This window comes from Pseudomonas sp. TE3552, assembly GCF_056278945.1.
Genome location: NZ_JBWBQJ010000001.1, coordinates 523,999 through 541,171 on the forward strand (window position 1 = coordinate 523,999; position 17,173 = coordinate 541,171).

Consider the following 17,173-nt stretch of genomic DNA (forward strand, 5'->3'; position numbering starts at 1 on the left):
GACATAACTCGCCTCCTTCGTTACCTGCCCGCCACCGCCCGTTGTTTAGACTGCCCCCAGTCATAACAACAAAAAAGGGCCACCCATGGACACCTTCCAACCCGCGTTCAGCAGTTGGCTGAACGCGCCTGCCCATCAGCAATGGCTCGCCGCCGAAGGCCTGCGCCTGTTGGCGTTTGCCAAGGCTGCAAAGCTTGCCGAAGGCTTCGGCAATCTCGATGAAAAGGGTCGCCTGCCGGCCAATGCGCAAGCCGAAACCATGAACACCGCGCGCATGACCCACAGCTTCGCCATGGCCCACATCCAGGGCCTGCCGGGTTTCGCCGAGCTGGTGGATCACGGCATCAAAGCCCTCAGCGGGCCGCTGCGTGACGCCGAACACGGTGGCTGGTTCGCCACGCCCGAACACCGCGACGGCAATACCGGCAAAGCCGCTTACCTGCATGCCTTCGTGGCGTTGGCCGCGAGTTCTGCGGTGGTCGCTCAACGGCCCGGTGCGCAAGCCTTGCTCGACGATGCGATCCACATCATCGACAGCCATTTCTGGAGCGAAGAGGAGGGCGCCATGCGCGAGTCCTTCAACCGCGACTTCAGTTGCGAGGAAGCCTATCGCGGCGCCAACAGCAACATGCACGCCACCGAAGCCTTCCTCGCCCTGGCCGATGTCACTGAGGACCACCGCTGGCTGATTCGCGCCCAGCGTATTGTCGAGCGAGTCATTCACGAACACGCCGCCGCCAATGATTACCTGGTGATCGAGCATTTCGACCGCGACTGGCAGCCGCAGCGTGACTACAACCACGACAACCCGGCTGACGGTTTCCGTCCTTACGGCACCACGCCGGGTCATGGTTTCGAATGGGCGCGGTTGTTACTGCACCTTGAAGCGGCGCGGGTGCAAGCCGGGATGCTCACGCCGGGCTGGCTGGCCACCGATGCGCAAAAACTCTTCGAGCACAATTGCCGTCACGGCTGGGACGTCGACGGCGCGCCGGGCATCGTCTATACCCTCGACTGGGACAATCTCGCGGTGGTTCGCCATCGTTTGCACTGGACTCATTGCGAAGCCAGCGCCGCCGCCAGTGCGCTGCTCAAACGCACCGGTGAGGAGCAATACGAGCGCTGGTACCGACTGTTCTGGGAATTCTGTGACAGTCATTTCATCGACCGCTGCGATGGCAGCTGGCATCACGAGCTCGATCCGCTGAACCGCCCGAGCGCCGATATCTGGGCCGGTAAACCCGACCTGTATCACGCCTGGCAAGCCGTATTGATCCCGCGGCTGCCGTTGGCGCCGAGCATGGCCAGTGCGCTGGCGCAATTGTCCCAGAGCGCTCCTGTGTAACCATGTGGTGACATTCGCGCGTCCCTTCGTTACCTGCGAAGGGCTATCCCCTGTTTAAAATCCTATGCAGCGCAAGCACCAGACTTGCATGCATAACAACAAGAAAGGTACTACTAGATGAATGCGATTTCTCGCCTCGCTACTGTCATTTCTCTCGCTTCACTGCTTCCCGTTGCTGCATTCCCGCTCAGTGCCCTTGCCGCCGATTCCAAAGGTTCGGTGGAAGTCGTTCACTGGTGGACGTCTGGTGGTGAAAAAGCAGCTGTCGATGTGCTCAAGGCTCAAGTCGAAAAAGACGGTTTCACCTGGAAAGACGGCGCAGTCGCCGGCGGTGGCGGTGCCACGGCCATGACCGTACTCAAAAGCCGCGCCGTGGCCGGTAACCCGCCGGGCGTAGCGCAGATCAAAGGCCCGGACATTCAGGAATGGGCGTCTACCGGTCTGCTCGATGCCGACGTCTTGAAAGACACTGCCAAAACTGAGAAGTGGGACAGCCTGCTCGACAAGAAAGTCTCCGATACCGTGAAGTACGACGGTAACTATGTGGCCGTGCCGGTGAACATTCACCGCGTCAACTGGTTGTGGATCAATCCGGAAGTCTTCAAGAAAGCCGGCATCGAAAAAGCGCCAACCACCCTTCAGGAATTCTACGCGGCCGGTGACAAGCTCAAGGCTGCGGGCTTCATCGCGCTTGCCCACGGTGGCCAGCCTTGGCAAGACAGCACCGTGTTCGAAGCGGTGGTTCTGTCGGTCATGGGCGTCGATGGCTACAAGAAAGCCCTGGTCGATCTGGATAACGCGGCGCTGACCGGTCCTGACATGGTCAAGGCGCTGACCGAGCTGAAGAAAGTCGCGACCTACATGGACGCCGACGGCAAAGGCCAGGACTGGAATCTGGAGGCGGCCAAGGTCATCAACGGCAAGGCCGGCATGCAGATCATGGGTGACTGGGCCAAGAGCGAGTGGACAGCGGCCAAGAAAGTCGCTGGCAAGGATTACGAGTGCGTAGCCTTCCCTGGCACCGACAAGGCCTTCACCTACAACATCGACTCGCTGGCCGTGTTCAAGCAGAAAGACAAGGGCACTGCTGCGGCTCAGCAGGACATCGCCAAGATCGTGCTGGGTGAGAACTTCCAGAAAGTCTTCAGCATCAACAAAGGCTCGATCCCGGTTCGAAACGACATGCTGAGCGACATGGGCAAGTACGGTTTCGACTCCTGCGCCCAGACGGCTGCCAAAGACTTCCTGGCGGACGCCAAGACCGGTGGCTTGCAGCCGAGCATGGCGCACAACATGGCGACCACGCTGGCGGTACAGGGTGCTTTCTTTGATGTCGTGACCAACTTCATCAACGATCCGAAAGCCGATCCTGCCACTGCCGCCAAGCAACTCGGCACTGCCATTAAAGCGGCCAAGTAACCGTTAGCCGCGCCCCCCCTGTGGGAGCGGGCTTACTCGCGAAAGTGCAGTGTCAGGCACCCATGTCGGTACTGGCACGACACGCTCGCGAGGGCCGCTCCTACAAGGGAAAGCGCTTGTAATCCTTTCTCTTCGTACTGGATCTTCCCATGAGTTCTGTTGCTGTGTTCAGCAAGGCCTCGCCGTTCGATGCACTGCAGCGCTGGCTCCCCAAGCTGGTGCTGGCGCCGAGCATGTTCATTGTTCTGGTGGGGTTCTATGGCTATATCCTGTGGACCTTCGTCCTGTCGTTCACCACTTCGACCTTCCTGCCGACTTACAAATGGGCGGGTCTGGCGCAGTACCAGCGGCTGTTCGACAACGATCGCTGGTGGGTAGCGAGCAAGAACCTGGCGCTTTTCGGCGGCATGTTCATTGGTATCACCCTGGTGATCGGTGTGTTGCTGGCGGTGTTTCTTGACCAGCGCATTCGTCGCGAAGGTTTCATTCGCACCATCTACCTGTACCCGATGGCGCTTTCGATGATCGTCACCGGTACCGCCTGGAAGTGGCTGCTCAACCCGGGCATGGGCCTGGACAAATTGCTGCGTGACTGGGGCTGGGAAGGCTTTCGCCTGGACTGGTTGATCGATCCGGATCGCGTTGTGTATTGCCTGGTGATCGCGGCGGTATGGCAAGCCTCGGGCTTTATCATGGCGATGTTCCTCGCCGGTCTGCGAGGCGTTGATCAATCGATCATCCGTGCCGCCCAGATCGATGGCGCGAGTATGCCGCGCATTTACCTGAAAGTGGTGTTGCCCAGCCTGCGCCCGGTGTTCTTCAGCGCAGTGATGATCCTGGCCCACATCGCTATCAAGAGTTTCGACCTGGTGGCGGCAATGACTGCCGGTGGCCCGGGTTACTCCTCCGATCTGCCTGCGATGTTCATGTATTCCTTCACCTTCAGTCGCGGCCAGATGGGCATGGGCTCGGCCAGTGCGATTCTGATGCTCGGTGCGATTCTCGCGATCATCGTGCCTTACCTGTACTCCGAGCTGAGGGCCAAACGTCATGACTAGTTTCGCTGCCAAACCTGCCATCAGCCTGAGTCGCATCGCGATCTATGGCGTGCTGCTCCTTGCGGTATTGCTGTACCTGATACCGCTGGTGGTCATGCTGTTGACCAGTTTCAAGACGCCGGAAGACATCAACTCCGGCAACCTGCTGAGCTGGCCGACCGTGGTCAGCGGTATTGGCTGGATCAAGGCCTGGGGCACGGTTGACGGGTACTTCTGGAACTCGATCAAGATCACCGTTCCGGCGGTAATGATCTCCACGGCCATCGGTGCGTTGAACGGCTATGTGCTGTCGATGTGGCGCTTTCGCGGGTCGCAGTTGTTCTTCGGCCTGCTGCTGTTCGGTTGCTTCCTGCCATTCCAGACAGTCCTGCTGCCGGCCTCGTTCACCCTCGGCAAGATGGGCCTGGCCAGCACAACGACAGGCCTGGTATTCGTGCACGTGGTCTACGGCCTGGCGTTCACCACGCTGTTTTTCCGTAACTACTACGTCAGCGTTCCCGATGCGCTGGTGAAGGCGGCGCGGCTCGATGGCGCGGGGTTCTTCACCATCTTCCGCTTGATCATCTTGCCGATGTCCACCCCGATCATCATGGTCTGCCTGATCTGGCAGTTCACTCAGATCTGGAACGACTTCCTGTTCGGCGTGGTGTTCTCAAGCGGTGACTCGCAACCCATTACGGTGGCGTTGAATAACTTGGTCAACACCAGTACCGGGGCCAAGGAATACAACGTTGATATGGCGGCGGCAATGATCGCCGGGCTGCCGACCCTGCTGGTTTATGTGGTCGCAGGTAAGTATTTCGTGCGCGGGCTGACGGCCGGCGCAGTCAAGGGGTAATCATGGCTACGCTCGAACTTCGCAATGTAAACAAAACCTATGGCCCCGGTCTGCCGGACACCCTCAAGAACATCGAGCTGTCGATCAAGGACGGTGAATTCCTGATTCTTGTGGGACCTTCGGGTTGCGGCAAATCGACCCTGATGAATTGCATCGCCGGCCTTGAGACCATCACCGGCGGCGCGATCATGATCGGTGACCAGGACGTCAGCGGCATGAGCCCCAAAGACCGCGACATCGCCATGGTGTTCCAGTCCTACGCGCTGTACCCGACCATGAGCGTGCGCGACAACATCGCGTTCGGTTTGAAGATCCGCAAAATGCCCGCCGCCGATATTGACGCGGAAGTCGCTCGCGTGGCCAAGCTGCTGCAAATCGAACACCTGCTCAACCGCAAGCCGGGTCAACTCTCCGGTGGCCAGCAACAGCGCGTGGCCATGGGCCGGGCGTTGGCGCGGCGGCCGAAGATCTACTTGTTCGACGAACCGCTGTCCAACCTCGACGCCAAGCTGCGGGTCGAGATGCGCACCGAAATGAAACTGATGCACCAGCGCCTGAAAACCACCACGGTCTACGTGACCCACGACCAGATCGAAGCCATGACCCTGGGCGACAAAGTGGCGGTGATGAAGGACGGGATCATTCAGCAGTTTGGTACGCCGAAAGACATCTACAACAACCCGGCCAACCTGTTCGTCGCGAGTTTCATCGGTTCGCCTCCGATGAACTTTATTCCGCTGCGTTTGCAACGCAAGGACGGCCGTCTGTTGGCGCTGCTCGACAGTGGTCAGGCGCGCTGCGAATTGCCGTTGGGCATGCAGGACGCCGGGCTCGAAGACCGCGAAGTGATCCTCGGCATGCGCCCGGAGCAAATCGTGTTGGCGAACGGCGAAGCCAACGGCCTGCCGACCATTCGCGCTGAAGTGCAGGTTACCGAACCGACCGGTCCCGACACCCTGGTGTTCGTCAACCTCAACGACACCAAAGTCTGCTGCCGCCTGGCACCGGACGTCGCGCCGGCCGTGGGTGAAACCCTGACCCTGCAGTTCGATCCGTCGAAAGTACTGCTGTTCGATGCCAAGACCGGTGAACGCCTGGGGGTTGCCGGCATGCCGAAAGCTGAAGCTCACAGCGCCAATGTGGCCCAGTTCAAAGGCCGCTGAAGATCAAATGTGGGAGCGAGCGAGCCCGCTCCCACAGGGGGGATTAGTGGCGGATGGAGACATCCGTCGCAATCGATGTAAACCGCGTTAGATAAAAACAGTTAATAACAATAAAACGAGGATGTAGGGATGAAGAAGAAGAACAACGCTCAGCTTATCTGCCAATTGTCAGCGGTTGCGGCGATGATGCTGGCCGGTAGCGCGCACGCGGCTGACGCGTTCAGTGCCGACTCCCAGTGGATGACGGGGGACTGGGGTGGCGAGCGGACCAAGCTGATCGAGCAAGGTATCGACATCAAGGCCGACTACGTCGGTGAAGTGGGCGCCAACCTGCACGGCGGCTACAACGACGACAAGACGGCGCGTTACGCCGACCAGTTTGGCCTGGGCGTGGCGCTGGATCTGCAAAAGCTGTGGGGCTGGGATAACACTCAGGCCAAGATCCAGCTCACCAACCGTAACGGTCAGAACATCTCCAATGACCGTGTCGGCGACCCGCGTGCCGGCACCTTGAGTTCCTCACAGGAAGTCTACGGCCGTGGCCATATGGTCCGTCTGACCCAACTATGGATCAAGCACCAGTTCCTCGACGGTAAACTGGACGTCAAGGCCGGTTACTTCGGCGAAGGCGAAGACTTCAACACCTTCCCTTGCGAGTTCCAGAACCTGGCATTCTGCGGTTCCCAGCGCGGGTAACTGGGCGACCGGTATCTGGTACAACTGGCCGGTCATGCAGGCGGCGGTTCGCGTGAAGTACAACATCACGCCTGAGTTCTATGCGCAGATCGGCGCGTACAACCAGAACCCATCGCAACTTGAGCACGGTAACGGCTTCAAGCTCAGCGGCAGTGGTACCAAGGGCACCGTCTTGCCGGTCGAACTGGTCTGGTCGCCGAAGGTCAACAACCTGCCGGGCGAATACCGTGTCGGTTACTACAAGAGCACTGCCGACGCCGATGACGTTCGTAAAGACGACAACGGCAATGATGCGGCAACCAGCGGCAATGCCTATCGCAGCCACGACAGCAAGCACGGTTACTGGTTCGTCGCGCAGCAACAACTCACCAGCCACAACGGTGATGCTTCACGCGGTCTGAACATCGCGGCCAACGCGACCTTCCACGACAAGGACACCAACTTCGTCGACAACTACCAGTCGCTGATGTTTGTGTACAAGGGCCCATTCGATGCTCGTCCAAAAGACGACGTCGGGATCGGTTTCTCCCGTATCCATGTCAACGATGACGTGAAGAAAAACGCCGAGTTGGTCAACGCCGCCAATGATGTCACCGACTACAACGATCCACTGTTCTCGCCACTGCGCAGCACCGAGTACAACTACGAGATCAACTACGGTTTCCACGTTACCAACTGGCTGACGGTACGTCCTAACCTGCAATACATCACTCACCCAGGTGGTGTGGATGAAGTTGATAACGCGCTGGTCGCCGGCCTGAAAATTCAGTCGGTGTTCTAACGCTGTTGCGATAAGCTCCTCTCTATGTGCGCATATTTGCGGACGGCCATGGCTGTCCGCTTTTTTTTGGGGGCTGATCAGCCAGGCGTCTGACGATTGCATTGTGGCGAGGGAGCTTGCTCCCGCTCGGCTGCGTAGCAGTCGTAAACGTGGCGAATGCGGTTTGCCTGAAGCACCGCAGTGAATGGTTTTAGGGCAGCTTCGCAGCCCAGCGGGAGCAAGCTCCCTCGCCACAGAGAATTCGCTGTCTACAAAAACGCTGTTGTTTTCAGGGGTTGTGAGTACACCAATGATTTTCAGGACCGTGGCACATGCTTGAGCATCCGCTACAACGCTTTTTCAAATCCTTGCGCGAACGTCCGGTGTTTGCGTGGGAGCGCTATCAGATGCGCGATGTGCTGGTGATCGACCATCCGCTGTGTCAGGCGGTGTTCAGTCGGCAGGGCGCACAGCTGCTGCACTTCCAGCCAAAGGGCCAGAAACCCTGGTTGTGGTGCGCGGCGAAGTGGCCGCATGTCGGGGCGATTCGCGGCGGCGTGCCGGTGTGTTGGCCGTGGTATGGCCGTCATCCGAGCGAAAACGCCTGGCCATCCCATGGCTGGGCGCGCCTGCTCGACTGGAAACTGCTCGACAGCTGTAGTGACGACGATGGCGTACACCTGCACTGGCAGTTACAGCTGTGCGATTGGCAAGTGGACTTGCACGCGCACCTGGGCGAACGCATGGATTTGCACCTGAGCACCGAGCATCAGGACGACATGCCATGCCAGTTGAGCCAGGCGTTGCACGCCTATTGGCGTATTGGCGACGTGGGTGAGGTAGCGCTGTCTGGGCTCGACGGCGCACAAGGTTACGACCAGTTGAACCGCCAGGTTTGCCAGCAGGAAGGCGAGTTGCGGGTCGACGGTGGTTGTCAGCGAGTGTTCCAGCACGACGGTGAATTGCAGCTCAAGGACCACGCCTGGCAACGGCAATTGTGCATCGACACCGGTGATCATGCGGACACGGTCGTCTGGCATCCGGGCTCGCGGCCGTTGTTGGGCGTGAGCTGGAACGAGATTTCAGAGTTTGTCTGTGTGGAAGCGGCCAGTGGCGGGACCGACAGCCTGTGCCTGGCACCGGGGGAGCAAGCGCATTTGAGTTTGCAGGCGCGGGTTGGGGCGTAGGCGTTGCGTAATCATTGTGGCGAGGGGGCTTGCCCCCTCGCCACAATGGGCTAATTAAACTCATCCCCAATCGGATACCGACTGGCATTCAGGCTTTCCTTGATCTTGCGCAAATGCGGCTGGAAATCCACGCCCCGGCGCAGGGTCATGCCGGTGGCGAGCACATCGAGCACGGTCAGCTGAATGATCCGCGACGTCATCGGCATGTAGATGTCGGTGTCTTCCGGCAACGGGATGTTCAGACTCAAGGTACTGGCCTTGGCCAGCGGCGAACCCTCGGCCGTCAGGCCCAGCACCGAAGCGCCGTTTTCCCGGGCAATGCGCGCCACTTCCACCAGTTCGCGGGTGCGGCCGGTGTAGGAAATGATCACGAACAACTCACCGGTGTGGGCCACCGAGGCAATCATGCGTTGCATCAGCACGTCGGCATGGGCGGTCACCGCCAGGTTGAAGCGGAAGAACTTGTGCTGGGCATCCAGCGCCACCGGGGCCGAGGCGCCGAGGCCGAAGAAGTGGATCTGCCGGGCCTGGATCAACAAGTCAACGGCGCGGCTGATCAGGCTCGGGTCAAGCGCCTGCAACGCACTGTCCAAAGAGGCGATGGCGCTGCCGAAAATCTTTTTTGTATACGCTTCCGGATTGTCATCGGCTTCAACCGCCCGGCTGACATACGCCGCGCCACTGGCCAGGCTCTGGGCCAGCTGCAGTTTCAGTTCCGGGTAGCCGCTGACGCCGAACGAGCGGCAGAAACGGTTGACCGTCGGCTCGCTGACCTTCGAGGCCTGGGCGAGGGCGGCAATGCTGAACCGGGTGGCCTGCTCCGGGTTGAGCAGAATCACTTCGGCGACTTTGCGTTCAGCCTTGTTCAGGTCTTCAAGGCGATTCTGGATCTGTTCCAGTAAATTTCGCACGCGGTCCATATGAGTTCCTAGATTCACCTGCGCAAACAAGCGCTCGGCTATGCAAATTGGGCCTTTGATACGGCCCATGACGGTGGCCTATCCTACTGATGGCTCCGACCGACCACCACTCGGAATGTACATTTTGCGAAAATGTTGTGGTTATTACTACATTTTCCCTTGAGTGATGCCTTGAAAAAAGGTATTTGTAGCTTAACTTGATAAAAGAACAAACATCATGCCTTCGATTACGGTTGAACCGTGCACCTTTGCCTTGTTCGGCGCTCTCGGCGATCTAGCCTTGCGCAAGCTGTTTCCTGCCCTCTATCAACTCGATGGCGCCGGCCTGCTTCACGAGGATACGCGCATTATCGCGCTGGCCCGTGAACCCGGCAGCGAGCAACAGCATCTGACGTTCATCGCCGCTGAACTGCGCCGCTACGTCGGTGCAAAAGAGCTGGATGAAGCCGTGCTCGAGCGCTTTCTGGCCCGCTTGAGCTACCTGCACGTCGATTTCCTCAAGGTTGACGACTATGTCGCCCTGGCCGAACGGGCCGGCAGCGCCCAGCGGGTGATTGCCTACTTCGCCACGCCAGCGGCGGTTTACGGCGCCATTTGCGAGAACCTGTCGAAGGTCGGCCTGACCGAAAACACCCGTGTGGTGCTGGAAAAGCCCATCGGTTCGGACCTGGAATCCTCGCGCAAGGTCAACGATGCCGTGGCGCAGTTCTTCCCCGAGAACCGCACCTACCGCATCGACCATTACCTGGGCAAAGAGACCGTACAAAACCTGATCGCCCTGCGTTTTGCCAACAGTCTGTTCGAAACCCAGTGGAACCAGAATTATATCTCCCACGTGGAAATCACCGTGGCCGAGCAGGTCGGGATCGAAGGCCGTTGGGGTTACTTCGACAAGGCCGGCCAGCTGCGGGACATGATCCAGAATCACCTGCTGCAATTGCTCTGCCTGATCGCCATGGACCCGCCGGCCGACCTGTCGGCCGACAGCATCCGTGACGAGAAAGTCAAAGTCCTCAAGGCGCTGGCGCCGATCAGCCCGGAAGGCTTGACCACTCAGGTGGTGCGCGGCCAATACATTGCCGGTCACAGCGAAGGCAAATCGGTGCCCGGGTATCTGGAGGAACCGAATTCCAACACCCAGAGCGACACCGAAACCTTCGTCGCCCTGCGTGCCGACATTCGCAACTGGCGCTGGGCCGGCGTGCCGTTTTACCTGCGCACCGGCAAGCGCATGCCGCAGAAGCTGTCGCAGATCGTCATCCACTTCAAGGAACCGTCGCACTACATCTTCGCCCCCGAGCAGCGCTTGCAGATCAGCAACAAACTGATCATCCGCCTGCAACCGGACGAAGGCATTTCCTTGCGTGTGATGACCAAAGAACAAGGCCTGGACAAGGGCATGCAGCTGCGCAGCGGTCCGTTGCAGCTGAACTTTTCCGACACCTGGCGCAGCGCGCGGATTCCCGACGCCTACGAGCGGTTGTTGCTGGAAGTGATGCGTGGCAATCAGAACCTGTTTGTCCGTAAAGATGAAATCGAAGCCGCGTGGAAATGGTGTGACCAGTTGATCGCCGGGTGGAAAAAGTCCGGTGATGCGCCCAAGCCGTACGCGGCCGGGTCCTGGGGGCCGATGAGCTCGATTGCACTGATCACGCGGGATGGGAGGTCGTGGTATGGCGATATCTGAATTGAAACTGCCTCAGGGCGTCAGCGCTCATGAGTTCAAGAGCCCAGTGCTGCTGGCCGAAGGCCTGGCATTGACGGTAGCCAAGCAACTGAGTGACGCGATTGCCGCACAGGGCGCCGCGACGCTGGTGGTGTCTGGTGGGCGCAGCCCGGTGGCGTTTTTCCAGCACCTGGCCAAGCAGAAGCTGGACTGGTCGAAAGTGGTGGTCAGCCTGGCTGACGAGCGCTGGGTGCCGGTGGAGCATGCCGACAGCAATGCCGGCCTGCTCAAGCGTTACCTGTTACAAGGCCCGGCGGCCAAGGCTCAGTTTCTGAGCCTCTACAGCGCCACCGCCAACCTGGAACAGGCCGCCGAGCAGGCTGATCGCTTGCTCGCCGAATTGCCATCGATCGACGTGCTGGTGCTGGGCATGGGTGATGACGGCCACACCGCGTCACTGTTCCCCAACAGCCCGAACCTGGCCGACGCCTTGAACGTCGATGGCACCCGCCGCTGCTGGCCAATGCTGGCGCCGACCGTGCCGCGCCAGCGCCTGACCATGAGTCGCGCGCTGCTGGCTTCGGCCAAACACACCGTTCTATCGATTTCCGGTCAGTCCAAGCTGACCACCCTGAGTGCCGCATTGGCCGGTGACGATGTCGCCGCCATGCCGATTCGGGCGTTTCTGCAACCTACGTTAGAGATTTACTGGTGCCCATGAACCAAGGATCAGCCGCTATGACAAACACATCCCCGACCGTTTCCATGGCGGACAAAGTTGCCCTGATCGACAGCCTCTGCGCCAAGGCGCGGATCTTGCCGGTGATCACCATCGCGCGTGAACAGGACGTGCTGCCATTGGCCGACGCCCTGGCGGCCGGAGGCCTGACGGCGCTGGAAGTGACCCTGCGTTCGCAATTCGGCCTCAAGGCGATCCAGATCCTGCGCGCACAGCGTCCGGAACTGGTGACCGGCGCCGGTACGGTGCTTGATCGCAACATGCTGGCTGCTGCCGAAGCAGCGGGTTCGCAATTCATCGTTACGCCGGGCATCACCCGTGATCTGCTCGAAGCCAGTGTCAACAGCCCGATCCCGCTGTTGCCGGGCATCAGCAATGCTTCCGGCATCATGGAAGGCTATAGCCTGGGTTATCGCCGCTTCAAGCTGTTCCCGGCGGAAGTCAGCGGCGGCGTTGCGGCCATCAAGGCCCTGGGCGGTCCGTTCGGCGAAGTTAAATTCTGCCCGACCGGTGGCGTCAGCCCGGCCAATATCAAGAGCTACATGGCGTTGAAAAACGTGATGTGCGTGGGCGGTAGCTGGATGCTTGACCCCGAGTGGATCAAGAACGGCGACTGGGCCCGCATCCAGGAGTGCACCGCCGAGGCATTGGCTCTGCTGGACTGATTAACCGGATTTACCAAACACTTCGTTGTGTGTTCTACGGCTTTACGGTGCGCTTGGTCGGTGCACCGTTTTTTTTTGCCTGAAATAAAACCCTGTGACTGTCGAAACGCTCTTTGTAGCAGGACATCATGCGATACATAGTTACCGCATCCCGATGCTCGTCCGGCGTTAATCTGCGTTCATCTTATGGAAGAGAGAACGTCATGGACGACAACACTTCAGTTACATCCCCAACTCCGGTTTATCAGCTGTCACCTGAACAGATCGCCGGCCCGTATTTTCGAAACCCGAAACTGATCAGACGCAACATCAGCGAAGGCATGGATGGCATCCCCTTGGTGCTGCGGCTGACCATCGTCGATGCGATGACCGGTCAACCGGTCACCGGGGCGGTGGTCGATATCTGGCATTGCAACGCGCGCGGGGCGTATTCGGGGTGGAGCAAGATCAATCCAGACAAAAAAGTCAGCGTCGGCGATATCGGGTCGATCCCGCGTACCGATGATGATACCTACCTGCGTGGTGGGCAATTCACGGACAAAAAGGGCATCGTCCGGTTTACCACGATCTATCCGGGGTTTTATGCCGGCCGAGCGCTGCACATTCATGTCGCGGTACGCATCACAGCCGGCAACAACTATCTCGAAGAACGCCATGTCGCCTGGGTTGGCCAACTCTACTTCCCGGACGTTGTATCGAGATCGGTGCTTGATGCCAGAGAATACGGCGGGCGCACGGTATCAGCGCTGACAAACGATGAAGATTTTCACTACAAACACCGAGGCGGCGAAGCCTCGACCTTGAATGTCCATGCCATCGGTCGAGACTCGAACGACGACGGCTTTTTCGGGCACATGACCATCGGCGTCGACACGTTTGCAGTGTCATCGCAGATCAAGCCCGAGGACTTCGACAAATACACCGTGTGACCTCAGCGCAATTCAGTCAGCGCCCGTGCCAGCCGATCCATGTCGGCTGCAGTGGTGGTGAGCCCCGGCGTAATGCGGATGCACGGGCCACACGCCGCACCGCTGCGCGCCACGGTAAACAGGTTGTAGTCGTTGAGCAGGCGCTCGACCAGCGTCTGTTGGTCGGCATGCCGGGTAAAGCGCATCGAGGTAATGCCGCAATACAGGCGCGGGTCATCCGGGGTCATGATTTCGATCCCCGGCAGCTCGCGAACGGCATCGACCCACCGATTACGCAGGTAGTTGAGCCGTGCGCCCTTGGCGACGGAACCACCCATCGTGCGATGTTCTTCGAGTACCAGCGGCAATGTCAGCAGGGCCGGAATATTCGGGGTGCTATATGGCGTGCGCGCGCGAATGTCGGTGTCCGGGAAATGCATCTCGCCCATGTCCGGGTCGATATCGGTCAGGCGCTGGGGGGCGATGTAAATGAAGCCCAGAGTCAGCGGTGCACCGATCCATTTGTGCAAGTTGTAGCCAGCAAAAGCGATGCCCAGTTTCTCGAGATCGAACTCGATCTGACCGAGGGCATGGGCGCCGTCGAGGATCACATCGATCCCGTGTTCTCTGGCGGCAGCGGCAATCGCCTGCACCGGCATCACCAGCCCGGTGCGATGGGTGACGTGGGTCAGGGCCATCAGCTTCAGTCGCGGATAACGCAGGAAAGCTTCGCGGTAAGTGGCCAGTAAACTGTCGAAACTGGCGGGGTGGCGGTGTTCGATCTCGATCACTTCCACGCCTCGATAGCGGGCCAGCCAACGCATCGCGCCCTTGACCGTGTCGTATTCCAGATCGCACAGCAACACCTGATCGCCCGGTTCCAGGCGGTTGTAGTTGCGGATCAGCGATTGCAGGCCATCGGAGGCGTTACGGGTGAGGGCGACGGCTTCGGCCGGTGCACCGATCAACTCGGCCAGTTGCGCACGAATCTCGACGCTTTCGCCCTGTTCGAAGCGCTGGCGCACATACACCGAATTGCCGCAGTTGATGAGTTCGATGTTGCGCTGATATTCCTCGACCACTGTGCGCGACATGCGCCCGAAGTAACCGTTCTCCAGATTCAGGGGGCCGGGTTCGACAGCGTAGCGGTCGGCAAAGGTCCGCCAAAAGGCTTCATCGCGGGTACGGCGGGTGTTATCGGGCATGAGCTACTCGGTCTGGAGGGCGGGTCAGTGGCGAGGGGCGGGTTTGCCGTGTTTAGCGCGCAGCGGTTCGAGCAATTCCGACAAACCGTTGTGGTCGATTTCCTGCATCAAAGCCAGCAAACCGCCCAGTTCACCGTGAGGGAAACCTTCGCGAGCGAACCAGTTCAGGTACTGGCCGGGCAGGTCGGCGATGATGCGACCCTTGTATTTGCCAAAGGGCATTTCGCGGGTAATCAGTAGTTCGAGCTTTTCGGGATTCATCGTCAGTCGTCTTGATTCAAACAGTCAGGAAAATACAGGCATTCTGCATGCAGGCCAAATGACAGATCATGCAAAAAAAGCGGATACAGATTTCAGGTTTAAGGTTAAGTTATTGAAATATAAGTAAAAAATTATCAGTTCGAGGCTGGCATGCAGGATGCAATTACTCATTGCATCTTTCATCAACCGCAAGGAATTGAAAAATGACCGACATTAATAAAGAAGCGATCTCTGTACTCAACGACCTGATTGAAACCAGTAAAGACGGTCAGGAAGGGTTCAAGACTTGCGCTGAAGACATCAAGAATCCAGAACTCAAAAACCTGTTCATGCAGCGCTCCGCCGACTGCGCCTCTGCCGCTGCCGAACTGCAGGCCACTGTACGTTCCCTGGGCGGTGATCCGGAAACCTCCACCAGTGTCAGTGGCGATCTGCACCGTCGTTGGGTCGATGTGAAGTCGATGTTCACCGGCAAGGATGAAGAGGCGGTGCTGAACGAAGCCGAACGCGGTGAAGACCATGCGAAGAAGGCTTACAAGGACGCATTGGAAAAAATCAACAAGTACAACCTGGTGGGCATTCGTGACATCGTTGAACGCCAGTACCACGGCGTGCAACGCAACCACGATCAGGTGAAAGCCCTGCGTAACCAGGCTCGCGCACGCTCGTAAGGGTTCGTTGCCTGTTAAAAAAAACGCCAGTCAGTCTGGCGTTTTTTTTGTGGGGGATGACGGCGAGTGGGCAGACGCAGGAAGGTAGGCAACAAGAACTGCAGCGCTGTGGTCATTGTGGCGAGGGAGCAAGCTCCCTCGCCACAGTAAATCTCCCCACAGGCCCGCCACTGGCCACAGATGAGCGATGAATCAGCCGATGCTGATCGCCGGCAATGTCGGCAATGTCACGGTCTGCTGTTTACGCGGCGCCAGAATCTCCGCCTCGCCATCCACGACCAACTCATCACGCTGGTTGAACACTCGCGTGGCGATACGCACACGAAACTTCGGCAGTTTCTCAAGAATCTCCAGGCGCACAGTCAGCGTGTCGCCAATTTTCACCGGCTTCTGAAAGCTCATCGTCTGACCGATATAAATAGTCCCAGGCCCAGGCAATTCGCAAGCCACCGCTGCGCTGATCAACGCGCCGCTGAACATGCCATGGGCGATACGCTCCTTGAACATGCTGGCGGCGGCGAATTCGGCGTCCAGGTGCACTGGGTTGTGGTCGCCGGACATCGCGGCGAACAACTGAATGTCGCGCTCTTCGACGGTTTTGCTGTAGCTGGCGGTCTGGCCGACTTCGAGGGCTTCGTAAGGGATGTTGGTAACCTGGGTCATCTGTCTCGATTCCTGTGACGAATTAATTAAATCCACAAAAAACTATTCGGCTCTGGGTGGCCGATGGTTGCTCAAGGCCTGGGCGATCCAGTTCAGCACGTCGGCAATCACTTCATCGCGATTGCTCTCATTGAACAGTTCATGCCGGGCCTGCGGGTAAACAGTCAGCTGCAGGCTCTGGCAGCCAGCGTCGCGCAGGGCGTGGGCCAGATTCTTCAGACGTTTGCCGTCGCTCACCGGATCACATTCGCCGCCGATCACCAGCAGCGGCAGGCCCGGATCGATCTGGGCGAGATTGGACGCTTTGCTGATTTGCTGCAAGCCGCCGAGCAAATCGATCCACAGCTGATTGGTGCAGCGAAAGCCGCAGAGCGGGTCGTTGGTGTACTTGTCGACCTCGGCGGGGTCGCGGCTCAGCCAGTCGAACGGCGTGCGCGCCGGTTTGAATTTCTTGTTGAACGAGCCGAACGACAACCACTCGATCAACGCACTGCGGCCCTTGGGGCCCTGGCGCAAGCGTTCGAGGCGAGCAATCTGCCGCGCTGCGCGATAGAGCGCCACGGGCTGGAAGTTCGAGCCGCTGAGAATGGCTCCGTGCAGGCTGGCGCTATGGTGCAGCAAGTAAGCCTGGGCGATGTAGCTGCCCATGCTGTGGCCCAACAGCACGATTGGCACGCCCGGATGCTGTTGGCCGATGTGTTGGTTGAGGCTGGCCAGGTCGCCGACCACTTTGCACCAGCCGTCATTGTCGGCGAAATGGCCCAGTGTGCTGTTTTCGGCGGTTTTGCCATGTCCACGCAGGTCCGGCGCATAAACGCCGTAGTCATGATCACAGAACGCTTGCGCCAGGCGGGCGTAGCGACCGCTGTGTTCCGCCATGCCGTGGGCCAGCAGAATCACGGCCTTGAGCGGCGCAGCCGGCAGCCACTGGTTGACGAAGAGGCGGCTGCGGTCACTCGCGGTCAGCCAGAAAGTGTCGTGGATCATGGCGATTCCTTTGCGTTGGGCT

General features: G+C 59.2%; 16 protein-coding genes and 1 pseudogene. 12 read left to right on the top strand and 5 right to left on the bottom strand.

Annotated features, from left to right (window positions below):
• Window positions 1-85: 85 nt before the first annotated feature.
• The 7 genes and pseudogenes from ACZ9BB_RS02250 to ACZ9BB_RS02280 all read left to right on the top strand — a co-directional run bounded on the left by ACZ9BB_RS02250 (window position 86) and on the right by ACZ9BB_RS02280 (window position 8,466).
• Entirely contained in the window at window positions 86-1,345 is a 1,260-nt protein-coding gene (locus ACZ9BB_RS02250; protein ID WP_476212355.1) for a D-mannose isomerase, read from the top strand.
• A 117-nt stretch (window positions 1,346-1,462) separates the two neighbouring features.
• Window positions 1,463-2,764: an ABC transporter substrate-binding protein gene (locus ACZ9BB_RS02255; RefSeq protein WP_476212356.1), complete on the top strand. Its 1,302-nt coding sequence runs from the start codon at window positions 1,463-1,465 to the stop codon at window positions 2,762-2,764.
• 149 nt (window positions 2,765-2,913) lie between these two features.
• The gene (locus ACZ9BB_RS02260; protein ID WP_018926470.1) at window positions 2,914-3,822 is read left to right on the top strand and encodes a carbohydrate ABC transporter permease; all 909 of its coding nucleotides are present in this window, start codon (window positions 2,914-2,916) and stop codon (window positions 3,820-3,822) included.
• A complete protein-coding gene (locus tag ACZ9BB_RS02265; protein ID WP_019581464.1) occupies window positions 3,815-4,660 on the top strand; it encodes a carbohydrate ABC transporter permease in 846 nt (281 codons plus the stop codon). The genes ACZ9BB_RS02260 and ACZ9BB_RS02265 overlap by 8 nt, the downstream gene beginning before the upstream one ends.
• Before the next feature lie 2 nt (window positions 4,661-4,662).
• On the top strand, window positions 4,663-5,823 hold the full coding sequence (locus ACZ9BB_RS02270; RefSeq protein ID WP_476212357.1) for an ABC transporter ATP-binding protein: 1,161 nt from the start codon (window positions 4,663-4,665) through the stop codon (window positions 5,821-5,823).
• Between the two features lie 129 nt (window positions 5,824-5,952).
• Window positions 5,953-7,300 (top strand): annotated as a pseudogene (locus ACZ9BB_RS02275) (carbohydrate porin).
• A gap of 311 nt (window positions 7,301-7,611) precedes the next feature.
• Entirely contained in the window at window positions 7,612-8,466 is an 855-nt protein-coding gene (locus ACZ9BB_RS02280) for a D-hexose-6-phosphate mutarotase (protein ID WP_476212358.1), read from the top strand.
• Between the two features lie 50 nt (window positions 8,467-8,516).
• Here the strand turns inward: ACZ9BB_RS02280 and ACZ9BB_RS02285 are convergent, their stop codons facing one another.
• Window positions 8,517-9,377: a MurR/RpiR family transcriptional regulator gene (locus ACZ9BB_RS02285; protein ID WP_177319492.1), complete on the bottom strand. Its 861-nt coding sequence runs from the start codon at window positions 9,375-9,377 to the stop codon at window positions 8,517-8,519.
• A 226-nt stretch (window positions 9,378-9,603) separates the two neighbouring features.
• Between ACZ9BB_RS02285 and zwf the strand changes: the two genes are divergently transcribed.
• The 4 genes from zwf to ACZ9BB_RS02305 all read left to right on the top strand — a co-directional run bounded on the left by zwf (window position 9,604) and on the right by ACZ9BB_RS02305 (window position 13,385).
• Window positions 9,604-11,073: a glucose-6-phosphate dehydrogenase gene (zwf, locus tag ACZ9BB_RS02290; RefSeq protein ID WP_476212359.1), complete on the top strand. Its 1,470-nt coding sequence runs from the start codon at window positions 9,604-9,606 to the stop codon at window positions 11,071-11,073.
• Window positions 11,060-11,773 carry a 6-phosphogluconolactonase gene (gene pgl, locus ACZ9BB_RS02295; protein ID WP_476212360.1) on the top strand — a complete coding sequence of 238 codons (714 nt, stop codon included), beginning with the start codon at window positions 11,060-11,062 and terminating at the stop codon, window positions 11,771-11,773. Before zwf ends, pgl begins: the two co-directional genes overlap by 14 nt.
• A 17-nt stretch (window positions 11,774-11,790) precedes the next feature.
• Window positions 11,791-12,456, top strand: coding sequence for a bifunctional 4-hydroxy-2-oxoglutarate aldolase/2-dehydro-3-deoxy-phosphogluconate aldolase (locus tag ACZ9BB_RS02300; RefSeq protein WP_476212361.1), 666 nt, complete (start codon window positions 11,791-11,793; stop codon window positions 12,454-12,456).
• Window positions 12,457-12,659: 203 nt separating this feature from the next.
• Window positions 12,660-13,385 carry an intradiol ring-cleavage dioxygenase gene (locus ACZ9BB_RS02305; protein WP_476212362.1) on the top strand — a complete coding sequence of 242 codons (726 nt, stop codon included), beginning with the start codon at window positions 12,660-12,662 and terminating at the stop codon, window positions 13,383-13,385.
• A gap of 2 nt (window positions 13,386-13,387) precedes the next feature.
• On the opposite strand, the gene ACZ9BB_RS02310 is transcribed toward ACZ9BB_RS02305, so the two are convergent.
• Together ACZ9BB_RS02310 and ACZ9BB_RS02315 are read right to left on the bottom strand one after the other, a co-directional pair.
• Window positions 13,388-14,569 (bottom strand): aminotransferase class V-fold PLP-dependent enzyme, encoded by a 1,182-nt coding sequence (locus ACZ9BB_RS02310; RefSeq protein WP_476212363.1) that lies wholly within the window; start codon window positions 14,567-14,569, stop codon window positions 13,388-13,390.
• A 24-nt stretch (window positions 14,570-14,593) separates the two neighbouring features.
• Window positions 14,594-14,830: a DUF3820 family protein gene (locus ACZ9BB_RS02315; protein WP_007949456.1), complete on the bottom strand. Its 237-nt coding sequence runs from the start codon at window positions 14,828-14,830 to the stop codon at window positions 14,594-14,596.
• Window positions 14,831-15,033: 203 nt separating this feature from the next.
• Between ACZ9BB_RS02315 and ACZ9BB_RS02320 the strand changes: the two genes are divergently transcribed.
• Window positions 15,034-15,501: a ferritin-like domain-containing protein gene (locus tag ACZ9BB_RS02320; protein WP_476212364.1), complete on the top strand. Its 468-nt coding sequence runs from the start codon at window positions 15,034-15,036 to the stop codon at window positions 15,499-15,501.
• Between the two features lie 192 nt (window positions 15,502-15,693).
• Here ACZ9BB_RS02320 and ACZ9BB_RS02325 read toward each other — a convergent pair whose 3' ends face one another.
• Window positions 15,694-16,164, bottom strand: coding sequence for a MaoC family dehydratase (locus tag ACZ9BB_RS02325; RefSeq protein WP_476212365.1), 471 nt, complete (start codon window positions 16,162-16,164; stop codon window positions 15,694-15,696).
• A 42-nt stretch (window positions 16,165-16,206) separates the two neighbouring features.
• On the bottom strand, window positions 16,207-17,151 hold the full coding sequence (locus ACZ9BB_RS02330) for a lysophospholipase (RefSeq protein WP_476212366.1): 945 nt from the start codon (window positions 17,149-17,151) through the stop codon (window positions 16,207-16,209).
• Window positions 17,152-17,173 lie beyond the last annotated feature (22 nt).